Origin of the sequence: Vibrio vulnificus NBRC 15645 = ATCC 27562 (assembly GCF_002224265.1) — a bacterium.
Lineage (GTDB): Bacteria > Pseudomonadota > Gammaproteobacteria > Enterobacterales > Vibrionaceae > Vibrio > Vibrio vulnificus.
This window is the reverse complement of the sequence record NZ_CP012882.1, coordinates 1,541,738-1,565,158: the sequence shown is the minus strand read 5'-3', so window position 1 is coordinate 1,565,158 and position 23,421 is coordinate 1,541,738. Positions and strand designations below refer to the sequence as shown.

At 45.2% G+C, this 23,421-nt stretch carries 16 protein-coding genes; 12 read left to right on the top strand and 4 right to left on the bottom strand.

Translation table 11 applies throughout. The annotated features are described in order from the left end of the window. Nucleotides 1-34: 34 nt before the first annotated feature. The 7 genes from rbsA (at nt 35) to AOT11_RS22400 (ending at nt 7,457) form a co-directional block, all read left to right on the top strand. Nucleotides 35-1,540: a ribose ABC transporter ATP-binding protein RbsA gene (rbsA, locus tag AOT11_RS22430; RefSeq protein WP_017422538.1), complete on the top strand. Its 1,506-nt coding sequence runs from the start codon at nt 35-37 to the stop codon at nt 1,538-1,540. Beyond that, complete coding sequence (gene rbsC / locus AOT11_RS22425; protein ID WP_017422539.1) at nt 1,537-2,523, top strand: ribose ABC transporter permease; 987 nt, start codon at nt 1,537-1,539, stop codon at nt 2,521-2,523. The genes rbsA and rbsC overlap by 4 nt, the downstream gene beginning before the upstream one ends. A 79-nt stretch (nt 2,524-2,602) precedes the next feature. Continuing rightward, a complete protein-coding gene (rbsB, locus tag AOT11_RS22420) occupies nt 2,603-3,481 on the top strand; it encodes a ribose ABC transporter substrate-binding protein RbsB (protein WP_017422540.1) in 879 nt (292 codons plus the stop codon). A 155-nt stretch (nt 3,482-3,636) separates the two neighbouring features. Beyond that, the gene (gene rbsK, locus AOT11_RS22415) at nt 3,637-4,557 is read left to right on the top strand and encodes a ribokinase (RefSeq protein ID WP_017422541.1); all 921 of its coding nucleotides are present in this window, start codon (nt 3,637-3,639) and stop codon (nt 4,555-4,557) included. Nucleotides 4,558-4,577: 20 nt separating this feature from the next. After that, a complete protein-coding gene (locus tag AOT11_RS22410) occupies nt 4,578-5,597 on the top strand; it encodes a substrate-binding domain-containing protein (protein WP_017422542.1) in 1,020 nt (339 codons plus the stop codon). Nucleotides 5,598-5,827: 230 nt separating this feature from the next. Further along, nucleotides 5,828-6,043: a hypothetical protein gene (locus tag AOT11_RS24220; protein WP_011081055.1), complete on the top strand. Its 216-nt coding sequence runs from the start codon at nt 5,828-5,830 to the stop codon at nt 6,041-6,043. A gap of 430 nt (nt 6,044-6,473) precedes the next feature. After that, nucleotides 6,474-7,457: a chemotaxis protein gene (locus AOT11_RS22400; RefSeq protein ID WP_017422543.1), complete on the top strand. Its 984-nt coding sequence runs from the start codon at nt 6,474-6,476 to the stop codon at nt 7,455-7,457. An 86-nt stretch (nt 7,458-7,543) separates the two neighbouring features. On the opposite strand, the gene AOT11_RS22395 is transcribed toward AOT11_RS22400, so the two are convergent. After that, nucleotides 7,544-8,668 (bottom strand): acyl-CoA desaturase, encoded by a 1,125-nt coding sequence (locus AOT11_RS22395; protein ID WP_026050725.1) that lies wholly within the window; start codon nt 8,666-8,668, stop codon nt 7,544-7,546. A gap of 169 nt (nt 8,669-8,837) precedes the next feature. Between AOT11_RS22395 and AOT11_RS22390 the strand changes: the two genes are divergently transcribed. Then, entirely contained in the window at nt 8,838-9,386 is a 549-nt protein-coding gene (locus tag AOT11_RS22390; protein WP_011081058.1) for a GNAT family N-acetyltransferase, read from the top strand. A gap of 102 nt (nt 9,387-9,488) precedes the next feature. Here AOT11_RS22390 and ylqF read toward each other — a convergent pair whose 3' ends face one another. Continuing rightward, nucleotides 9,489-10,433, bottom strand: coding sequence for a ribosome biogenesis GTPase YlqF (ylqF, locus tag AOT11_RS22385; RefSeq protein ID WP_026050724.1), 945 nt, complete (start codon nt 10,431-10,433; stop codon nt 9,489-9,491). A gap of 259 nt (nt 10,434-10,692) precedes the next feature. Next, on the bottom strand, nt 10,693-12,252 hold the full coding sequence (locus AOT11_RS22380; RefSeq protein ID WP_017422547.1) for a methyl-accepting chemotaxis protein: 1,560 nt from the start codon (nt 12,250-12,252) through the stop codon (nt 10,693-10,695). Nucleotides 12,253-12,970: 718 nt separating this feature from the next. Here AOT11_RS22380 and AOT11_RS22375 point away from each other — a divergent pair. From AOT11_RS22375 to AOT11_RS22360, 4 genes are all read left to right on the top strand, one after another. Further along, entirely contained in the window at nt 12,971-14,104 is a 1,134-nt protein-coding gene (locus AOT11_RS22375) for an exonuclease SbcCD subunit D (protein ID WP_017422548.1), read from the top strand. Nucleotides 14,105-14,112: 8 nt separating this feature from the next. Continuing rightward, nucleotides 14,113-17,178 (top strand): AAA family ATPase, encoded by a 3,066-nt coding sequence (locus tag AOT11_RS22370; RefSeq protein WP_017422549.1) that lies wholly within the window; start codon nt 14,113-14,115, stop codon nt 17,176-17,178. A gap of 389 nt (nt 17,179-17,567) precedes the next feature. Continuing rightward, on the top strand, nt 17,568-21,428 hold the full coding sequence (locus tag AOT11_RS22365; protein ID WP_026050723.1) for a M6 family metalloprotease domain-containing protein: 3,861 nt from the start codon (nt 17,568-17,570) through the stop codon (nt 21,426-21,428). A gap of 520 nt (nt 21,429-21,948) precedes the next feature. Beyond that, entirely contained in the window at nt 21,949-22,800 is an 852-nt protein-coding gene (locus tag AOT11_RS22360) for a LysR family transcriptional regulator (protein ID WP_015727729.1), read from the top strand. Between the two features lie 3 nt (nt 22,801-22,803). On the opposite strand, the gene AOT11_RS22355 is transcribed toward AOT11_RS22360, so the two are convergent. Then, entirely contained in the window at nt 22,804-23,244 is a 441-nt protein-coding gene (locus tag AOT11_RS22355; protein WP_017422552.1) for an A24 family peptidase, read from the bottom strand. Nucleotides 23,245-23,421: the final 177 nt, after the last annotated feature.

Below are 23,421 nucleotides of genomic sequence, written 5' to 3'. Positions count from 1 at the left end.
AGGTTTCACCAAGTTAGGTGGTTGAGGAGAGAGTATGAACCAGGCGATTTTACAGCTCAGTGAAATTGAAAAAGCATTTCCTGGCGTGAAGGCGTTAGATAAGGCCTCGCTCAATGTCTACCCAGGAAGAGTGATGGCTTTGATGGGAGAAAATGGAGCAGGAAAATCCACCTTGATGAAAGTGCTCACCGGTATCTATTCACGAGACGCAGGTGAGATAGTTTATCAAGGCCAACCAGCGCAGTTCAAAGGGCCACGAGATTCACAACAAGCTGGGATCAGCATTATTCACCAAGAACTAAACCTTATTCGTGAACTGACCATTGCAGAAAACATTTTTCTTGGTCGAGAGATTACCTCGGTGTTTGGGCGTATTGATTGGCCAAAAATGTACGCAGAAGCGGACAAACTGCTCGCGCGCTTGAAAGTGAAGCACAGCTCCAAGACATTACTTGGCCAGTTAAGTCTGGGTGAACAGCAGATGGTGGAAATCGCCAAAGCGCTCTCATTTGAGTCCAAAGTCATCATCATGGATGAGCCAACAGATGCCTTGACGGATACTGAGACAGAGGCGCTGTTTTCGGTAATTCGAGAGCTCAGAGAGCAGGGGTGCGGCATTGTTTACATCTCCCACCGTTTGAAAGAGATCTTCGAAATTTGTGATGACATCACCGTGTTACGCGATGGCAAATTTATCGGTCAGTGTGAAGTCGCGCAAACAGACGAAGATGGCTTAATTGAGATGATGGTCGGGCGCAAGCTTGAAGAGCAATACCCAAGAATTGACGTGGTGCACGGTCAAACCTGTTTAGAAGTGATTGGCCTGACGGGCTCGGGTGTACACGATGTCAGTTTCACCTTAAAGCGAGGGGAGATTTTGGGTATTTCAGGTCTGATGGGCGCTGGACGAACAGAACTGATGAAAGTGATCTATGGCGCTTTGCCGAGTGAGAGAGGCGTGATCAATCTTGATAATCGCACCATTAATCCGGTAAGCCCACAAGATGGTTTGGCAAATGGCATCGCTTACATTTCAGAAGATCGCAAAGGCGATGGGCTCGTCCTTGGTCTTTCGGTGAAAGAAAACATGTCACTTTGTGCGCTCGATAAGTTGAGCAAAGGTGTGCAAATACAACATCAAGATGAAGTGATTGCTGTGGATGACTTTATCCAACTTTTCAACATCAAAACGCCGTCTCGCGAGCAAATTATTGGCAATCTTTCTGGCGGAAACCAGCAAAAAGTGGCCATCGCAAAAGGGCTGATGACCAAACCGAAAGTTTTGATCCTAGACGAACCGACTCGAGGCGTAGACGTCGGAGCGAAGAAAGAAATTTACCAATTAATCAACAAATTTAAAGCCGAAGGTATGAGCATCATTCTGGTCTCATCTGAAATGCCAGAAGTGCTCGGCATGAGCGATCGCATTTTAGTGATGCATGAAGGTCGCATCACCGGTGAGTTTGAAGCAAAACACGCCGATCAGGAAAAACTGATGGCCTGTGCCGTCGGCAAAAGTGTATCTGAGGAAGCAGCATGAGTAGTGAAATCATGAGTAAAAGCAAATCAAATGAGACAAAGAGAACTTGGATCAGTAAAGAGTGGCTCATTGAGCAGAAGTCGCTCATCGCGTTACTTTTTCTCATCGTGGTGGTCTCTTTTCTCAATCCGAACTTTTTCACCGTAGACAACATTCTTAACATTCTTCGTCAAACTTCAGTGAACGCGATCATCGCCGTGGGGATGACCTTGGTTATTCTGACCGCGGGCATCGATTTGAGTGTGGGGTCGGTGTTGGCCTTATGTGGTGCGTTTGCTGCGAGCCTTGTCGCGATGGAAGTTCCCGTACTCATCGCGGTGCCAACTGCGCTGTTAGCGGGAGCAGCGTTGGGTGCCATTAGCGGCGTTATTATTGCCAAAGGCAAAGTTCAAGCCTTTATCGCCACGCTGGTGACGATGACGCTGCTGCGTGGCGTTACCATGGTTTACACCGATGGCCGTCCTATCTCTACCGGATTCACTGATACGGCAGATGCATTCGCTTGGTTCGGTACAGGTTATGCGTTGGGTATTCCTGTTCCCGTATGGCTAATGGTCATCGTGTTTGCGGCCGCCTGGTATCTACTTAACCACACCCGCTTTGGTCGCTATGTGTATGCACTGGGTGGGAATGAATCCGCAACACGTCTATCTGGTATCAACGTCGACAAAGTCAAAATTGGTGTTTATGCGATTTGCGGCCTGCTTGCTGCTTTGGCAGGCATCATCATCACATCACGCCTATCTTCGGCGCAGCCAACGGCGGGGATGGGTTACGAGCTTGATGCCATTGCAGCGGTCGTGTTGGGTGGTACCAGCTTGATGGGTGGTAAAGGGCGCATCATGGGTACGCTTATCGGCGCCCTGATTATTGGTTTCTTAAACAACGCGCTGAACTTACTCGATGTTTCTTCTTACTACCAAATGATCGCCAAAGCTGCCGTTATTTTGCTGGCGGTCATGGTGGATAACAAAAATAAATAAATGATTTGAACTCTGGAATAACTCTCTGACAGCCAAGTTTCGGCTTGGCACCCCTACAAAAGTACAAAGGACGACAACAATGAAAAAATTGGCAACATTGATTTCTGCTGCACTACTAACCTCTACCGTTTCTCTTGGTGCGCAGGCGCAAGATACTATGGCGATCGTAGTTTCAACGCTGAACAACCCATTCTTCGTCACCATGAAAGATGGGGCGGAAACGCGTGCAAAAGAGCTGGGCTACAATCTGATTGTTTTGGATTCGCAAAACGATCCGAGCAAAGAGCTTTCGAACGTGGAAGACCTGACCATTCGTGGCGTGAAAGCGATCTTGATCAACCCAACGGATTCGGATGCGGTATCCAATGCTATTCGTATTGCTAACCGTTCCAACATCCCTGTTTTGACGCTTGACCGTGGTGCAAGCCGTGGTGATGTGGTCAGCCACATTGCGTCAGACAACGTGGTGGGTGGTGAATTGGCGGGTAATTTCATCGTCGAAAAAGTGGGTGAAAAAGCGAAAGTGATCCAGCTTGAAGGTATCGCCGGGACATCAGCAGCGCGTGAGCGTGGGGAAGGCTTTATGAATGCGGTGAAAGGCAGTCATATGGAACTGCTTGCGAGCCAACCTGCGGATTTTGACCGCACTAAAGGCCTGAACGTGATGGAGAACTTACTGGCAGCAAACCCAAATGTTCAAGCGGTATTTGCTCAAAATGACGAAATGGCACTCGGTGCGCTACGTGCAGTGCAAGCGTCAGGCAAAGACATTGTTATTGTCGGTTTTGACGGCACCGACGACGGTATCGCCGCGGTGAATCGTGGCAAACTGGCGGCGACCATCGCCCAGCAGCCCGATCTTATCGGTGCGCTTGGTATTGAGACCGCCGACAAAGTACTGAAGGGCGAACAGGTTGAAGGTTACATCCCTGTTCCACTGAAAGTCGTAACGAAATAATCATCACGTTATGCCTCTGACGTTAGTCAGAGGCATAAACGCCCGATGCCATTGAGTTTTTGGTTCGTGCTTTGCTCTCTAGTAAGCAGAAAACTCAACGTCATCAGTGTCGTTTTACAATGAACAAAGCTCATTCAAGAGCTGAGGAATGCCCAATGAACAAGTTAGTGGTTTTAGGTAGTGTTAATGCAGACCATGTGCTTCAAGTCCCATCCTTTCCACGTCCTGGGGAAACGTTACATGGGCGAAATTATCAAGTGATTCCGGGTGGGAAAGGGGCCAATCAAGCCGTTGCCGCTGCGCGTTTAGGTGCAGATACGGGCTTCATCGCTTGTGTTGGGGATGACTCGTTTGGCATCAATATACGTGAAAACTTTAAGCTTGACGGTATTCAAATCGAAGGCGTGAAGATGCAACCCAATTGCCCAACAGGTATCGCAATGATTCAAGTCGCAGACAGCGGTGAGAACAGCATTTGTATCTCGGCGGAAGCCAATGCCAAGTTAACCGAGGCGGCCATTGAATCGGATTTGCCACGCATCCGTGATGCCAGATTTCTTCTTATGCAGTTAGAAACCCCTCTCTGTGGGATAGAGCTTGCGGCCAGAGAAGCCAAAGCAGCAAAAACCAATGTAATTTTAAATCCAGCACCAGCGCGCGCATTGTCTGACGAACTATTAGCATGCATCGACGTGATCACACCAAATGAGACAGAAGCTCAGGTGTTAACCGGGATCGAGGTCATGAATGACGAAAGCGCTCAGCAAGCCGCCAATGTTTTGCATCAAAAAGGCATTGAGATCGTCATGATTACGCTTGGCTCTAAAGGGGTTTGGCTCAGCGAAAATGGCAGAGGTAAACGAATTGACGGCTACAAAGTCTCGGTGACGGACACAACGGCGGCGGGAGATACTTTTAATGGGGCATTGGTCACTGGTTTATTGGAGGATATGCCTTTAGAATCAGCGATTAAGTTTGCTCATGCCGCTGCGGCGATTTCAGTGACTCGATTTGGAGCGCAAACTTCTATTCCAACCCGTAAAGAGGTCGATGAGTTTTTAGCCGCGCACAGTTAGCCAATAATTAGGAGAATAACATGGCTACGATGAAAGATATTGCAAAGCTTGCTGGTGTTTCTACATCAACCGTTAGCCATGTTATTAATAAGACCCGTTTTGTCAGTGAAGAAATTGCGCTGCGGGTGAATCATGCTGCTAAAGAACTCAACTATTTTGCCCCTTCCGCCTTAGCCCGCAGTTTAAAAGTCAACCGAACCAATACCATAGGAATGCTTGTGACGACCTCGACCAACCCGTTTTTTGGTGAAGTGGTTAAAGGGGTAGAGCGCAGCTGCTATCAAAAAGGATACAACTTAATACTCTGCAATACGGAAGGCGACCACGAGAGGATGAAATCGTCGATCATGACCTTGCTGCAAAAACGCGTCGATGGTTTGATTCTGATGTGTTCTTCGCTTGAAGGTGAGCGTTTGGATGTGTTTGAGCGCTACCCTGATATCCCTGTGGTGGTGATGGATTGGGGCCCCATGCTGTTTAGTAGCGATAAGATTCAGGACAACTCGCTACGTGGTGGCTATCTTGCCGCGAATCATCTCATTCAAATGGGGCATAAAGAGATTGGCTGTATTACCGGCCCGCTGATTAAGCATCAAGCTCAAATGCGTTATGAAGGCTACAAACGGGCGCTCAATGAGCACGGGTTGCCGTTAAATCCAGCGTGGATTGTGGAAGCGGACTTCGAGTGCGAAGGGGGCTATCAAGCATTCAAAAAAATCGTCGCCAAAGGCTCATTGCCGAGCGCTCTGTTTGTTTGCAATGACATGATGGCGATGGGAGTGATCAATGCTGCCAATGAACTGGGCGTGGAGATTCCTCATGACCTTTCTATTATCGGTTATGACGATATTCACATTGCTAAATTTATGACGCCTTCGCTTACGACTATTCATCAACCTAAATATCGTTTAGGACAAGCAGCGGTAGAAACCCTATTAAAGAAAATTAATAAAGAGACCGCAGAAGTGCAGGTAGTACAGCTTGAACCGACGTTGATTGAGCGAAACAGTGTCGTTGAGTGGCATGACAATGAGATCTAGTTCATTGTTAGTAACTCTAAGTAAAAAATAGTTACATAGTTGTTTGCTTTTATGCCAATCTAGGTGTGACTTCGCTTGGAATAATTAGCTCACTGAATGATTCGCTTGCTATATCGTCTGAAAATTTTAAGGATGTGATTTTCAGCCAAAAATAGCGAAATAGAGTTGTTTATTGGAATAGCGTGTGGTCTTATTGATATATTAATAAGTAAGGTTTGATAAGTTGAAGTATGATTGGTAGAAAATATGCCCATTTTTCGGTTAAACATCCTTGGATACACCGTTTTAACCTACTAGTAGCGCTCATGATCTTTGCGGTAAGCTGCTATGAGCTACTAGCCAATGAAAACTTATGGTACGGCCTAGGGACATTATTCACATTTGTTTTGTTGCTTGTATTTGCCTCTGCATCTGAGTTTAAACGAAAATACCTTTCTCATGAGTAAATGAGAGAACAATTGAAAAGGCACCAGCATAGGTGCCTTTTTGTCTTTTCTTGAACCAGACTTCTCTCCGTGCTCCTGCATTCTAGTTTTCGTTTGTTCTTTGATGCTTATCTTGTGTATCGCACCATCCATGATGGGGGAGGGAAGCGCGCACGGTATCCCTCTTCGTGGTTAGTTGCATATGAGGAAACAGGAATCATTCATCGAATGAAGAAAACTTCAGCGAATTAAAAAACTGCGACTATTATTGAAGATAACGGGCATTTTTTGCTGGCAAACGTGGTGAATCACAGTTTTTGTTTAAATATTTGAACTATTGAGTTGTTTGCCGATTTACAAAACTGAGCCAAGCAGTTAAAAAGAAAACAATCGATAAAAAACCGTAGCCTGGCAACAGGTGGTTTATTAACCATGAAAAGTATTTGAAATCATGAGCTATTCAAGTAGTACAATTTTGACCGAAAGTGGAACCAATGAACTTGAGATTATCGAGTTTCATTTGGAGAAGGTTTTGCCTAACGGTAAGACGAAAACTTGCTATTACGGCATCAACGTTGCGAAAGTGCGTGAAGTTATCCAAGTTCCAGAAACAACGGATTACCCAAATGCTCAGCCGCATATGATTGGTGTGTTTTCTTCGCGTGATGTGTTAACGCCACTCGTCGATCTGGCTGGCTGGTTAGGCGTACCTACTCGTCCTGCGGTTGAGCGCAAGTTCGTTATTGTTACTGATTTCAACAAAATGACGAACGGCTTTTTAATCGACAGTATCAGTCGCATTCACCGTATTTCATGGAATGATGTTGAGTCGCCGAGTCAGTTTTTGGAAGCGGGCGAACAAGATTGCGTGGTTGCGGTTGTACGAAAAGACGGCAATCTGATCATGATCCTCGATTTCGAGAAAATCATCGCTGATATCAACCCAGAGCTCAGCATGGAGAAATACGACGTTAAAACAGACCGAAGTGTCGATCTTAACCAGCGTATGGTCACCAAGCGTAATGCCAAAACCATTATGGTGGTGGACGACTCTGCGTTCATTCGCTCTCTGATCCAAGAAACGTTGACTTCCGCAGGCTACAATATCATCGCCTGTAAAGATGGCGGTGAAGCGCATGATAAGTTAATGAACTTGATTGAAGTTGCACGTGAAGAGAATTTGCCGCTGAGTGAGCTGATTGATGCGGTGGTGACAGACGTAGAAATGCCTCGTATGGACGGTATGCACTTAGTGAAACGTCTACGAGACAGCGAAGCCTACAAGACTCTACCGATTGTGATGTTCTCTTCGTTAATGAGTGAAGACAACCGTGCGAAAGCATTGGCCTTGGGTGCCAATGACACCATCACCAAACCAGAAATTGGCCGCATGGTGTCATTGATGGATAAGTATGTGTTCAACATTGGATCGTAAGCACCAAGCGCCACAATTCATCGACTAACAAATCAGGCTCCATAACGGAGCCTGATTGTTTTAGAGGGTTAAAAATATTTTAGGAACTAAGCATAATGCGCGGTGAGCGCGTGCCAGCGTTTATAGCGGATTAACAGGTCTTCTTTGGCTTGTTGATAACGTATTTTTACTAACGCTACCTCATATTTCTTCAAAGCAGTCTGTTTTTTACACTCTAGAAGCTGTTTCTTTGCATCGTAGTAATCTTTCATCGTGGCAACTAGGCCATCGAATTCCAATTGCAATTGCTGTTTGAGTGACTCTTGTTCACCGCGCTGAGCAAGTTGGTTGAGCGCGTTTTTTAGCCGTGTGGCAGCTCTGGCTTTGTCAATTTTCATTTGTGGAGTGAGTCGCAAGTTGCGGGTTAGACCTGACCATGAACAGCTTTTGATCAACCATTTTGTTGGGTCGTACTGCCACCAATAAATCCCATTGCGATAGTCGTTTTCAAAGATATGGTGAAAATTATGGTATCCCTCACCAAAGGTTAAAACGGCTAAGAACCCATTGTCTCTTGCACTGTTTTTGTCGGTAAAGGTCTGCTTTCCCCAAATATGAGCTAAGGAATTAATAAAGAACGTCGAATGATGACTCAGTGTTAAACGTAGTGCACCAACCACAAGTAGCATGCCGATGATGTCCTGATAATACCAACCCAGTAGCAAAGGGATACCCAAGTTTGTCGCTATTGCCAGTGGCACATAGTATTTGTGCTGCCACATAATGACGGGATCTTTTTGGAGGTCGCGACAGTTAGTGTAATCGTTGTAGGTTGATTGATTGTAGTCTCGCAGCATCCAGCCAATATGAGAAAACCAGAAGCCGCGGCTCGCGGAGTAGGGATCTTTATCGTGGTGATCAACAAACTTGTGGTGCATACGATGATCAGAAGACCAATGCAATGCACTATTTTGTAGAGAGAAAGCACCGCCGATGGCAAAGACAATACGGAGCAAAGGATGCGCTTCATAAGTCTTATGGCTCCACAAACGATGGTAGCCAGCAGTAATAGAAAGGTTGGTGAAGCTAAAAGTGACGAGTAACCAGATGAGGTGCTCAAAACCAAACCCTTCCTTGATACCGTACCAAGGTGTGACCACAAGGGCGAGCACTAATGACGTAACAAAGATGACAATGTTGAGCCAGATGAATGGCGGTTTCTGTTGTTGCAAGATAGACCTCAAATGTTTAAGCGAACAGTTGTACGCTAGAATATCAGCGAACATGTGTAAGTCAAACTAAATGGCAAAATATGTGAACGGAATGTTTCCCTTTACTGGTAGGAAGAGTGTAGTATTAACTCTTTATGAAAATACTATTTGTAGCGATAAGGACTTGAAAATGGATTTTAAAGTAGCGAATTATTGCGATTTTGAACGGATTTCCCAACTTCACGCAAACAGCCTTAAGTCACACTATGGTGGTATCTTGAGTGAGCAGTACCTGACTCATGAGGTCTCAGCCGAGAAACTGCTGCTATGGCAAACTCGATTAACAAACCCTCCCTTTAGTCAGCACATCGTTTTGGCCGAAGAAGGAGGGCTGTTGCTGGGCTTTATTTGTGCTTTCGGTAACCATGACTTTGAGTTGGGCACCTTCATTGATTCACTCTACGTCGATGACGCGTTTCAAAACCGAGGAATTGGCAGCAAGTTATTAAAAGAAATCGCGCAGTGGCAGCAGCATTACTTTAGTGATCGTGGCCTTTATTTACAGGTGAGTGAATCCAACACCGAGGCGATTGAGTTTTATCTGCATATTGGCGGCAGGGTGGCTGAGAGTCGTCAGCGCGAAGATCTGTCAGGGGAAATTGTGGTAGAAAAGGTGATGACTTGGCAAAACGCGCAAGCACTGTTGGATGGGCTTGAACTGGCACTCGTTCACGGCTAAGGCCTGCCAGTAAAGCGTTGCGTTTTTTCAGTTCAGTAAAAAGGGATGCCATTTGGGCATCCCTTCCGTTTATCAACGCCCATTAACGCTTATTAACGCTTATTAACGTTTGTTACGTAGGTAACGTTTACGACGCTCTTCTTTGTTCTTTGCCTTTTCTTCCGCGCGACGTGTTGCTTCAAGTTCCACTTCCACCAATTCTTCAGTGATCATCTCTGGGCGTTCTAGGGTAATTTGTCCTAGCGTGCCGCTACGAAGTTCATGCAGCAGGATTTCACTGGCCTTGTGGAGGTCAACACGACCACCTGAACGCAATGCCCCACGGCGTTGACCAATCTCTTCCATCAACTCAACATCAGTTTCTGGCAGTTCTTCGATCTGATAGCGCTCTTTCAGCTTCTCTGGGTAGTGCTTTGCGAGGTACTCGACAGTGTAAAATGCCACTTCGTCATATTCCATCGCCGTATCTTTCACTGCGCCAGTAGCGGCTAAACGAAAACCACTATGAGGGTTTTCCACTTTTGGCCAAAGAATTCCAGGGGTATCTGATAACACAATGCCATTTTGCAGGTTGATGCGTTGTTGACGGCGAGTCACCGCTGGTTGGTTACCCGTTTGTGCAATCGCACGGCCGGCCAAAGTGTTGATGATGGTGGATTTCCCCACGTTTGGGATGCCCATGATCATGGTGCGAATGTTTTTGCCGACTTCTTCACGATGAGGAGCTAGCTTACGGCATAGCTCAAGAATTTTATGCACTTCTTGAGTTTGTGACGTGGTGATCGCCATTGCTTTTACATTTTGTTCTTTTTCAAGATGCTCAATCCAAAGTTCTGTTAGCTCAGGATCGGCTAAATCGCGCTTGTTCAGTACTTTAACGACGGGTTTTTCACCGCGGATTTTAGAAATAAGAGGGTTTTCGCTACTAAAAGGAATACGTGCATCTAGCACTTCAATGATGACATCTATCTGCGGAATCGCTTCTGCAATCTCTTTTTGGGCTTTATGCATGTGGCCCGGAAACCATTGAATTGAATTGTTAACCATTTGAATAAATTGCCCTTTGTGTTTCTTTGTCTGTCTGAAAACATACCGTATTTGGCTAGAAATCTGTGATACCAACTTCATCTAAGGTGTGTGCAGACGGCTTTGGCGCGATCTTATCATTTCCAACCTCCGATGGCGAAGATAAGATTCCTAATTCACTACAAGCCCATCTCTCGGTATTACGACCCAAATAAAAACGCACAACGGGCTTGTCTACCCGTCGTGCGTTTTATTGCTTATCGTCTATAGGTTGATCGCATCAAATGCGCCTGAATTGAGAAACCAGCTTACCTTGGCTATCAAGGGATTTCACCAACGCGTTACATTGGTGACAGGTGTCACTAGAGAGCACGTTGGCGGCTGAACAAGCATCATTGATGGATTGCACGCTAGAGCTCATGTCTTCCGTGACTCGAGCCATTTCTTCAACCGCTGTGGCAATTTGGTTATTTCGATCAGAAATGTCCGTCACTTGGTCGAGCAGTATTTGAAGCTTTTGCCCAGAGGAGTCGGCTGAAGAGACACATTGTTCAGCCAAGTGCGTCCCTTCACTCATGGACGAGACCGCTTTTTGAGTGCTGCTTTGGATCAATCCAATCACTTTCTGAATTTCTTCGGTAGATTCATGGCTTCGCTGCGCAAGCTTTCTCACTTCGTCGGCGACGACCGCAAAGCCTCGCCCTTGTTCGCCAGCGCGTGCTGCTTCGATGGCAGCATTGAGTGCCAAAAGGTTGGTTTGCTCAGCCACACCTTGAATGATGATCAGCACATCACCAATGGTTTTGCCGTGTTGCGCGAGTTGGCTCACCACGTCTGAAGTCTCATCCAATTGTCCTGCCAGCAATTTAATCGCCTTGACGGTGTCTTGCACAGTGATCATCCCTTCACTGGCTGCGTTGTGTGCTTGATCTGTTGCGTCTGAAGCACTTTGCGCGTTTTGTGCTATCTCGTTGGCGGTGGAGTGCATTTCGGTAATGGCTGCAGCCACTTGTTCTGTCTCGTGGGTTTGACCTTTGAGGTTGTGCGATGCTTTATCACTGTTTACGGAAGAACTACGAGCAGAGACGATGAGTTGTTGGTTGGAGTCCTGAATGCGTCCCACCACCGCATTGAGCTCAGACTGACGCATCTTAAGTGCCAGTTTTATCTCGGAAATATCGTCTACATTCTTGTTGTATACCAGTTCCATTAATGGGTTATCGAACACTTTACGCGCTTCTGCTGAAAGCGATTCTAATCGGCGGGTGGAGCTGTAGCTAATCGCCACAGACAGCAAGAGAAGTGACCAAATACCTAAACCGGGAAGCACGGTATTGAACGCCAAGCTTAAGAGAGTCGCGCCCAAAAACAGTATTGATTGTCTTTGCCATAGTCGAGTGCGAGGAAGTTTGAGTTGAATCGGTGTTTTGCCAGCACGGATTTGTGCGTATAGCCGAGTCGCATTTTCGACATTTTCTCGGCTTGGACACAACCGGACGGATTGATATTCGACAACTTTACCTGTGCTGTCTTTAATGGGTGAGGCAAACGCATCAACCCAATAATAGTCGCCATTTTTACAACGGTTTTTGACCATTCCCATCCAAGATTTACCCGCTTTCAAATGTTCCCATAAATCTTTAAACGCTTCGGGTGGCATGTCAGGGTGTCGAACCATGTTGTGTGGCTGCCCCAGCAATTCCTCTAAGGTATAGCCAGCGACATCACAAAACTCTTTGCTCGCATAAGTGATATGACTGGAAGGAGAGGTAACAGAAAGAAGGTTGTAATGAGGAGGGTAAGTCACCTCTTTCTGAGTCACGGGTTGATTGATGCGCATAAATTGCCTCTTGATTCATATCCCTGAATGAAAAAATAAGCCACGACTTTTACTTTAGCTTTAACTTAAATAACAATCATTATTATTGGTCTTTTATTAGGTTTAGTTCAGTTTGGAAAAAGTACAAACATCGATATTACCCATTGCTTTTATTGGCGCAGGTCTATACTGAAAAAACGCGTACAAAGGGTGTAAAAGCTGGTATGTCAATGGGAAGTGACATCAAGATGCAGATGAACTTCTGAAACTTCAATAACTTACTGAAGCAGATTTAGCGCCGATTCGTAAGTTTGGTCAAATTATGGTGCTCAAATTGGATGGGTACGTTAAGCACTTTTATGATTGGCTCAGAAATACCCCTGTGTAGGGGCTGTATCTTGGTGATGAGCAAAAATTACAACGAGTTAAAAACGCTGAAGTGATAAGGCAAAAGGCATTTGCGAAAGGGCTGGAACTGATCTTTGACTTGCCGCGGGAGACTCTTCTACCTTTGGTCGGCTATCCTATGCGTTAGAAGAAAATCATCAACGGAGTCCAAAACTCAAATCACCCAGAAAACCAGTGCCAGATAACGCGAGTTCGCTAAAAGGAACTCATTGAATGTGATGGGTTTTGCTGCTTATTTGAACCTTGAGCAGTCATAGAATCTGCGCGGTTTTGTGCTATGATGGCCAACAATATTCGACACTCTTCTCTCATTTGTTGGCAGTGACAATTCATGAAGTTCATCCATACCTCAGATTGGCATCTCGGACGCCAGTTTCACAACGTTTCACTCCTTGATGACCAACGCGTCGTGCTCGACCAGTTGGTTAATTATATTCGAAATCATCCCGTTGATGCCGTTGTCGTTGCTGGCGATATTTTTGATCGCTCGGTGCCGCCTACTGCCGCCATAGAACTGCTCGGCAAAACGATTGATGAAATTTGTGGTGAACTTGATACGCCGATGATCCTGATTCCAGGCAACCATGATGGTGCAGCGCGTTTGGGCTTTGGTGCTTCGCAAATGAAACCCTCAGGGCTGCACATCATTAGCCAGTTTTCGCAAATGATAGAACCGGTTGTGCTTAAAAGTGAGAGGGCGGGCGATGTGGCGTTTTATGGTATGCCTTACAGCGATCCTGAGCAAGTGCGCGACGCATTTGGCGTGTCGGTGAGCAATTATGATGAGGCGCATCGCGTCTTGGTTGATGAAATTCGCCAGCATTTTGATCCCAAACAGCGTCAGGTGCTATTGAGCCACTGTTTTGTCGATGGGGCGCAGAGCAGTGAGTCGGAGCGTCCACTTTCCATCGGTGGATCTGACCGCGTTAGCTATGAGCATTTTTCCATTTTTGACTATGTTGCCTTAGGGCACCTGCACCAACCACAAAAGCGAGTGGAAGAACACATTCGTTATAGTGGTTCATTGATGAAATACAGTTTTTCTGAGCAGTTCCAGAAAAAAGGATTCACGTTAGTGCAGTTGGATGAAAACGGTTTTGTCTGCGCAGAACACATCGCGCTCGATGCCCCTCATGACATGCGGGTGATTGAGGGTGAAATGAACGATATTCTCGAACAAGGTAAGCAAGATCCCAATTATCAAGACTATTTGCTTGTTCGCTTGCATGACAAACATGCCATTTTAAACCCAATGGAAAAGTTGCGAGCGGTCTATCCCAATGTTCTTCATTTAGAAAAACCAGGGATGTTAATGAACGTAGAGCAAGGTTTATCGCAAGCTAAATTGGCTCGTAGCGAAGTTGATATGTTTCGTGATTTCTTTGCACAAGCGCAGGACAACCCACTGAGCGAAACGCAAGATGCCGCGATTTGCCAACTCATTCAACAATTGACCAAGTCTTAGGAATCGCGATGAAACCACTCAAACTTACCATGCAGGCGTTTGGTCCATTTGCTGAACGTGAAGTCATTGATTTTACTCAATTGGGTGACAACCCTCTGTTTTTAATCAATGGGCCCACAGGATCCGGAAAAACCTCTATCTTGGATGCGATCTGTTTTGCCCTTTATGGCGAAACCACAGGCAATGAGCGCCAAGGTATGCAGATGCGTTCAGATTTGGCCTCTATCCATCTAGCCACGGAAGTGACGTTAGAGTTTTTGCTACATGGAAAACGCTATAAGGTAATTCGCTTACCTGAGCAAGAGGCGGCAAAAGCGCGCGGTGAAGGCACCACCACCAAAAAACACACTGCTGCGCTTTATCTTTGCCAAGATGACGAAGAACTGATCACCAGCAAAACGGCTGAAGTGAAAACGCGAGTGACGGAACTGATTGGATTGAATGAAACGCAGTTTCGCCAAGTCATGGTGTTGCCACAGGGGAAGTTCCGCGATTTGCTGTTGGCGAGTTCCAAAGATCGTGAAGAGATTTTTGGCCAACTGTTCCAAACTGAAATTTACAAACGCATTGAATGGGCGCTAAAAGATAAAGCCAATGCGATTAGTAAAGCCAAAGAAGAGTTTGATAATCAAATTCGTGGGGCGCTAGAGGTGGCGGATGTCAGTGATGAGCAGGCGCTCAAAGAGGCGCTTGTAGACAAAAAGACGCAACTGACGCAGTGGCAAGAGACGGAGAAACACGCTCTCGAGCGTTATAATTTGGCCAAGCAATCCCTATCAGTTGCCAAAGCTCTGGTCGATGATTTTAACAAACTGGCTTTGGCCAAAACGAATTTAGATGCCCATTTGGCGAAAAATGATCAGATGCATCAGTTGGCGCAAAAGCTGGAACAAGCACGTCAAGCCCAGCAGCTTGACGCACCGTATCGTCAGTGGAAAAACGCACTCAATGATGTTCATGTTCAGCAAGGCAAAATTGAACAGCTTAACGCATCATTAAACACACTGTTATTGCAGAGCAATGAGCTCGAGCAACAGTGTTTTCAGGCACAGAAAAATGCCGAGCAAATTCCTCAGCTACAACAGCAAACGTATGAATTAGAGACGGTTAAAAGCAAGCTGGTGGAAAAAGCCCAGTTTGAACAAGATATCATTCGTCTTGAAGAAGACGTGCAGAAATTTGCACACCAATTAAAGCGCGTGCAAGAACATAAAGTCGTGATGCAGCAGGAGCTGACATCCGCCATTGAAGCGTTTGAAAAGGCCAAGCAGCAAGCGGCAGAGATACCGAGACTTGAAGCGCGAGAGAGCGAGCTTAAGCGTCAGATCAGTGACTATGAGCAATACCAGAATCTGAATACAGCGCTGCAGAATTTACTCACACAAACTGAACAAAAAGAGCAGTTACACCAGCAAGCCAAGCAGCATTGGCTCAATGCCCAACAGTCCGCGGATAACATTGAGTTGAGTTGGCATAATGGCCAAGCCGCTATTTTGGCGCAGCGCCTTCATCAAGGGGAAGCTTGCCCGGTTTGCGGTAGCCTTGAGCACCCGCAAAAAGCGCAGTTTATTGGTGAGCCTGTGCATAAACATCAGGTAGAGCAGGCCCGTGAGCAGGAAAAAATCGCGCTCGCCCAGCTCAATCAACATCACCAAGAGCTGGAGCTGCACCTTGCACAAGTCAAGCAACAGCAGAAAGCGATTGAGGAAAAAGCAACACAACTCGGTGAGCTGCTTAAGAGCCCGTTAGAAACTTTGCAGGCGCAAACTCTTGAAATCAGTCACACGCTCAAACAGCTGCAAGGGTTAGATCTCGCTCAGCAAGAAAGCCATGTTAAACAATTGACGGAGCGTTGTGCGAAAGGCGAGGAGATGGAAAAAGAACTCGCTCAGCAACATATTTCTAGCAGTGCAACGTTGCTAGAAAAAACGCAACAGTTGGCGAAGTTCAGCCAACAAATTGCCGCGCAGTTTAGCCAGGTTGCCCAAGTTGAGCAGGAAATCGCGCAGCTCAAGCAACAAACCACGGCTTTGCAAACGGCAAAAGAGACGATCCAAAAGCGTTTTGAGGAGGTTCAACAAACGCTTGCCGCACTTAAAAGTGAAGTCAAAGCACACAGTGAGATGTTGCTGCAGACTCAGCAGCGGAGTGAACAAAACCAAACTGCATGGTTGGAGGCGCTGTCTGTATCCTCATTTGACGATGAACCGCACTATTTGGCGCTGCGCGTCGAACCAGAACAGATCGAACAATGGAAACGCGAGATTGAGCAACATCAACAGCAGGCGACACGTTTAGAGCAGAGTTATCAAGACCTCCAAGAGCGTTTGAAAAATCAGCAAGCGCCCGATCTTGAGCAATTAGAGTTGTTGGTGACATCGGCGGAACAGCGCTATCAACAGATCAAAAATGAGTTGGATGCGGTACGTTCACTGGTGGCGAAGCTTGAGACCGTACAAGCGAAGATAGCTGAACTGCACACGCATAATCATCGCCTTGAAGAAGAGTACAAGGTCTTTGGTACACTCTACGATGTGGCGAGTGGCAAAACAGGCAGTCGCATTAGTTTGCACCGTTTTGTATTAGGAGTGTTGCTGGATGATGTGCTGATTCAGGCTTCGCATCGTTTGGCGCTAATGAGTAAAGGCCGCTACCAGTTAACGCGAAAAACCGAAGGCTTTAAGGGCACGGCGGGTCGTGGGCTCGATCTGATTGTGGAAGACAGCTACACCGGAAAATCGCGTGATGTAGCCACACTCTCCGGTGGTGAATCTTTCATGGCGGCACTTTCCCTCGCTCTTGGTTTATCGGATGTTGTCCAGTCATACAGCGGTGGTATTCGTTTAGAGACTTTGTTTATTGATGAAGGCTTTGGCAGCTTGGATCCTGAATCACTTGATCTCGCCATTCAAACCTTGGTGGAGTTGCAGCAAACAGGCCGAATGATCGGTGTGATTTCCCATGTGTCAGAGTTGAAAGAGCAAATGCAACAACGGATTGACGTGATACCGTCGCGAGTGGGCTCTTCGATTCGTCTTAAGTCCGCTTTTACCGCTAATGCCTCAACAAGTTGAGGTGGTAAGTGGGGGGGTAGCACACAGATCCTAGCAGTATAAACAGACAAAATCGCCTCGTGAGTTGAGACCAACGATCGAGGCGATTTATTTTCCCTATAACTCTCTTTTATCGACTTATAAATTTAAGTCGATAATCAGTACTTCATTTTTATTGGCAGCATCAATTTTGGGTAGGCTTCTGATTTATCTACCTGATTAATTTTTTAAGTTTGTTGTTCGGATGTCGTTTTGTTTATTAACGTATTGATATTTAAAGCATTTTTATTTGGTTGTTATAGAGGGTGAAAGTATAACTTTAATTTATATTATTAATCCAAATGCTAATTGGTAATTAATTGGCCTGGTTGATATGTTGCCTTTATTATTGTCAATAATAAGGCGGGATAATGTCTTTAAAAATAAAAAAAGCGAAAATAGGAATCGCTATATCAAGTTTGCTCTCCTCCATCTCACTTAATGCGACCACTCTGCCGTCTCCGGATTGGCATGAGTTCACGATGAGTGATGGATCGGTACGTGAAATGCGTCTAATGGGGAATCAAGCGTTAGCGTGGTACCAAGACCGTGAAGGCACTATTTATCTCTATCAAGGAGAGACTTGGTACTACGGCAAATACGCAGAATTTGATGGCGAGGGCAGAGTGGTCTCAACAGATGTTGTTGTTACTCAAGCTTCGCAAAGTCCAGCGGCCTCTAATTCATCACTTCACCCAGTAAAGCCAGCTCGAATTAGCTTTGATGAAGGACATTCGTCAGACATCAACACCACTGAGCACCATTCTGCTACTTTACGAATCCTTCAAGCAGATCAACCTGTTACTCAACCTTTGCTTGTGGTTCAAGTCAGCTTTAATGACGAGGTGATGGTCAATGACTTTACTAACCGAATTTTTGGTCAGAATGGGCAAAGCGTTAGAGATTACTTTCTCAAGAACAGCTACAACAAGTACGTTGTTACTCCAGCACGAGAAACGCAAGGTACAGCGAATGATGGGGTGATTAACATTTCATTAGATATGGCGCATCCTGATTGTCACTCCAAAGAGGACAATACTTGTACCACCAGACAACGTGCCGTTTTTTCGGCTGCTTACGCCGCGCTTGATCAGTATATTGATTTGTCCACTTACGACAGTAATGGTGATGGTTTTATCAAGCCTTCAGAACTCTCAGTGATGTTCGTGTTTGCGGGTTACGATGCGGCGGCTGGCGGTAATCGTCGACCTTACATTTGGCCTCATAAGTTTGCCCATAACAATGAAACCATCGATGGTGTCACCATCAATGCGTATTGCTTGTTTGCGGATTTTCAAGGCGACCACCAGTCAACAATGGGCGTTATTGCTCACGAACTCGGTCATTTGATGTTGGGTCTTCCAGATTTGTATTCTTATGAGCATGATGGTTCTATAGGTCATTGGGGTTTGATGGGCGGTGGTTCATGGGGCCGCAAACCTGGCGACCTTTATTCTGGCGACACGCCTGTCAATATGACGGCATGGAGCAAAGAAGCATCAGGCTTTTTGGAACCAGATGTTTTAAACAGTAACCAAAACTATACCGTCAACACCTCTCAAGGTGAAAGCGTCATCTATCTTGATCCTTACCTACAGAAAATGGGGCCAAGGCTCTACTTGCAAAACCGCCGAAAAGTCGACTACGACAGAGCATTGCAAGGAGAAGGCCTGTTGGCTACCTCTGTGGTGATTGACAACAAGTTCAACAGTACTGGCCCAATGCAGGTGCAAATATTCCAAGCGGACGGGCTAGATGAACTAAACGCAGGAGGGTGGAGTGACAATGGCGATGTTTTCCCGGGCAGCAGCAATGTTACCTTACTTTCTGATGACTCAACGCCTTCATTAAGGTTGAACACAGCTGGGCGCAATACCGGCATCACTATCAGTGACATTGTCAGTACTAATCAGCATTCAACGTTGACACTGCAATTGCCAGATCAGCGTGGCAAACATGCGTGGATGACCTCATTTGCACGTCAATATACGCAATATGATCGCCGAATTAATGCACTCGGTTTTGCGGTGGATGTGCATTTTGAAAACACCTCATTAGATGGCATTCATTTTTATGCGCAGAAAAGTGATCAGACACAGCCTATGGAATATAAGGTGACCAAATATCCTTATCAAACCAATTGGCGTGGCGAAGTGACTTTTAAGGCGGAAGATGGCGTTGAAATTACTCGTGGGCAACTGAATTCCGATGGTGGACGGGCGATGTTCCCACAACCATTCGCATTGACACAAGAGCGTCACCTCATTGTGGTTGAGCTAACCAATGCAATACCCGAGTTTTCAACTTCTTATTACGATGCTTATCTCAGCGATGGCATTCGCAAAGAGCAGTTCTACGCTGACAATACCACGTTACAAGGTGGCCGAATGAACAGCGCGCGAGGTCGAAACTTCCCGTTTGCAGCACTACTACAAACCCAAGTTAACCCGCTTCCTCTCGCACTGGACGATCAATTCCAAGTTACTCAGGGCCAGAGTGTGCAGCTCAACCTAATGAACAATGATACCAACTTAATACCTGGTCACAGTTTTCAGGTTGAGCTCATGACCCAGCCAAGCAAAGGAACTGTGAATGGAAAAGAGTATCAAGCTGATTTGGGGGCTGAAGGCGTTGATGAGTTCCAATATCGTTTGCGCGACAGTGAAGGAAACGTGAGTAACACGGCAAAAGTGTCTGTTACAGTGCTGGCGATTAACAAACCTCCGGTGATTTCGGCCAAAGTGGTTAATGACGTCGTGTACGTTGGAGGACTCGTTGAGCTGAGCGTTGACAAAGTGGAGGATGAAGATTCCAAAGCGTTTAGTTACCAATGGCAGCAGATTTCCGGTCCAAAAGTGACGCTACGCAATGGCCAGCAGAAAACCAGCAGTTTTGTGGTTCCTGAAGGTGTGGCAGCGAGTGATGTCATGCACTTCAAGGTCACTGTGACTGATGATGCCCAAAACGAAGTCAGCCAAAACGTGGAAGTGAAGGTGAATAACCATCAGCCTGAAGCGCAAAATGATCACGGCCAAATAAAAGCTGGGGAAGTGAAACGCTTTAGAGTGTTGGACAACGATATTGAGAAAGATGGCGAGACGCTCACTTTAACTCGTATCGTCTCTCAGCAAGGGCTGGGTAAAGCGAGCCTTTCAGGAAATGAAATTGAATTTAGTGCACCAGCGACTTTCGGTAGTGAAACGAGCACAACGGTGACGTATGAGATCAAAGACCCTCAAGGACTGATGTCTCAAGCAACATTGATCATTCAGTTTGTTAAACCGAAGGCTTTAGTGATCGATAACATCACCCTTGAAGGACGTGAAGATGAAAGTGTCATCCTCAACTTGCAGCAATTAGCAGGCAAAGGAGGAGAGGTTAAGATTGTGGAACTGCCGAGAAATGGGCTGATTCACAATGGTCAATATGTACCTCAAGCGAACTTTGCTGGCAAAGACAGTTTCACGTTCCAAGTGACGAATGTCGAGGGGACGACCTCAAATATTGCCACGGTTTCGATCAACATTCTGCCAGTCAACGACTTACATACTTTTCGTGTTAACGCCTCTAAGTTGCAAGTCAGTGCAGACGAGCGCATTGAACTGTCGGTTGTGCAATTAAAAGACATTGATTCCAACAACCACCAGTTCAATTGGAAACAAGTCTCTGGGCGTAAAGCGACAATACTTAATGCGGATAAGTCGGTTGCAATCGTCGTGATTCCTTCTCAATCCGTTGGCAATGAAAAGCTTGTGTTCAGTGCAACGGTTCGTGACGAACAAGGAGAGGCGGTTACTCATAGTTTGACATTAACGGTGCATGCCACGACGCCTAGTGTGAAGCAGGGCAAACTTAAGCTCAAGTTTGGTAGCTCACTGAATGTGAAGCCTCTTGAATCTGAATACAAAGGGAAGTTCCAACTGCGTATTACGCGCCCAGCAGAACATGGTGAAGTGCAAATTGTGAATCAGGAATTGATCTATCAAGCCCCGTCTCAAACAGCATTAACCATGATCGACAGATTCAACTATGACGTTCTTTTTGATAACGGAGAGAGCAAGCAGGGATGGTTTGAAATAGAGTTGTCGCCAACCAGCACGATTTCTGGCCAAAATGATGATTCAGACAACCCACCAACAGCTGATTCTGGTGGTGAAGATGCGGGTTCTCTAGGCTTTGGATCGGCATGGCTAATGGCATTCGTTTTATTGTGGCGTAGAAGAAAGAGCTAGGAAACCAGACATTCGGCAGTTTCCATTACCAGCAAAAGAAGAGGTGTTTCACCTCTTCTTTATTGTTTGTTCGAAATGAAATCAACTGTAAACTTCGGCGATAATGCATTGAAATCCTTATTGTTTGCCGCGAAATATCTTGAATATCCCATTCATGAGAAAAATTCCGCTGTCAAGTTTATTTAAGGTATGACGTGCCAACTATCAGGATGAAGTTTCGTATGTGACCGTTGTCACATATTCGTCAGTCAGTTTGCATAAAGATTAATTCACAGTTCGAATAAATGCCTCATGATGATAATACTGCTCTGCCTATATGGGTTCTGGCTTGAGGAGAATTTTATTTACAATTTTATTACAAAGGAAAATACATCATATAAGCTGTGTTTATAGTTGCATAAACAATAGTTTTTTGTAACTCGCGTAGCGTATTGATATTTTTGTCTTGATTTTAAAAATCAGAAATACAAAGTACACAAAAAAACTATAAAACTGGGTAACATCAAGGTAGATAGCTGTCATGAAAACCGTTCATAGAATGATCGACGTAAAATATCTTCGGACATTTTCACAGGTTGCAAAACACAAAAGCTTTACAGCTGCAGCCGAGTCACTATTTATGACTCAGCCCGCTGTGTCGCAGCATATCAAAAAGATCGAAAATACAATTGGGGCTAGTATTTTTGTTAGAAAAGAGGGATTTGGGCTTACGAAACACGGTAAGGTGTTATTAGAATATGCGGATCAAACAATGTCCATGTATGAAAAGCTATTCAAAGATTTAGAAAAAGTGGATACGAGAGAGCAATATAACATTGCGATTGCAGATTCGTTCTGTCCTATTCTCGTAGAAAAAGTCGTGAGCGAATTTCGTGCACTGAATAATACAGATTTAGCGATCACCAGTTTTAGTACAACGTCTACGATCGATATCGCTAACTTCGATGTAATATTCAGTCTCAATCGATTGAGCTCTGAAAATGGTAATTCTTATCAGTTAAGATCATCAAGTTATGTAATTAGTCACACAGCATGTATAGACTTATATGAGTGCTATCCGTTCCGAGTGGTTTATTGCAACTCCTTGTCGAAAACCTTGGTTCAAGAATTACTGAAAGAGAACAAAATCGATACGCGGTTTGTCTCAAGTTGGGTAAGCACGAGTTCTGCAAGACTGATGAACAAAGAGTTGGAAAACCATGGCACCATCATGGTTTGTCCTGATTGGTCAGTTAGAGAGCCTAACTACAAGAAGATTCCCACTAGCCAACAGGTCAATATGAATGTTTGGTTTAGTGAAGGGATGTCTGATGAGTTAGACAAAATTGGCTTAAAGGCGAAACTCAACGATCTTTTTGAACAGCATCATTAGCAGCTATCTGAGGACCAACAAGCTTAATAGCATAAACAAACAGCATGATGCAGAAATAGGTATTCCGTAAGGGATGCCTATTTTTTTTATCTCCTTTTTGGCAATCAAACAATACACATAAACACCGATTACGGTGATTCCACCAAATAAGCCGATATAGCAAATGGCTTCAATAGCATAGTCGGGTTTTACGCCCACCATCATGACTGGAAAGTATTTTGCGTCACCACCGCCCCAGAATCCAAACAACCACAATATAAAACTTAATGCAAAGCATAATGTTGCAATTAAAAAGGAGTGTAATAAATAACCATTTAGAAAAGCAAAAATAAAGCAACAAAGAAAAGCAAAAACAACGGTGTGGTTCGATATGACGCGAGATTTGGCATCAGTAAATGATGCGTAGAGTGCTGTAAAAAATATTAATGTTATGGCGAGTGGCATAAATATTTCCAAAAATAAAGCCTATTTTACATTAATTTTCACTCCGCTAATAACTATTATATTTATAGCGTTATAACGTTTTTTTATCATAATTTTGCATTATGTATATATAAATCTTATTCATTGGCGTTTGTTATTCCATTAGTTTAATTTGTCTTCACCCCATAACGACACATT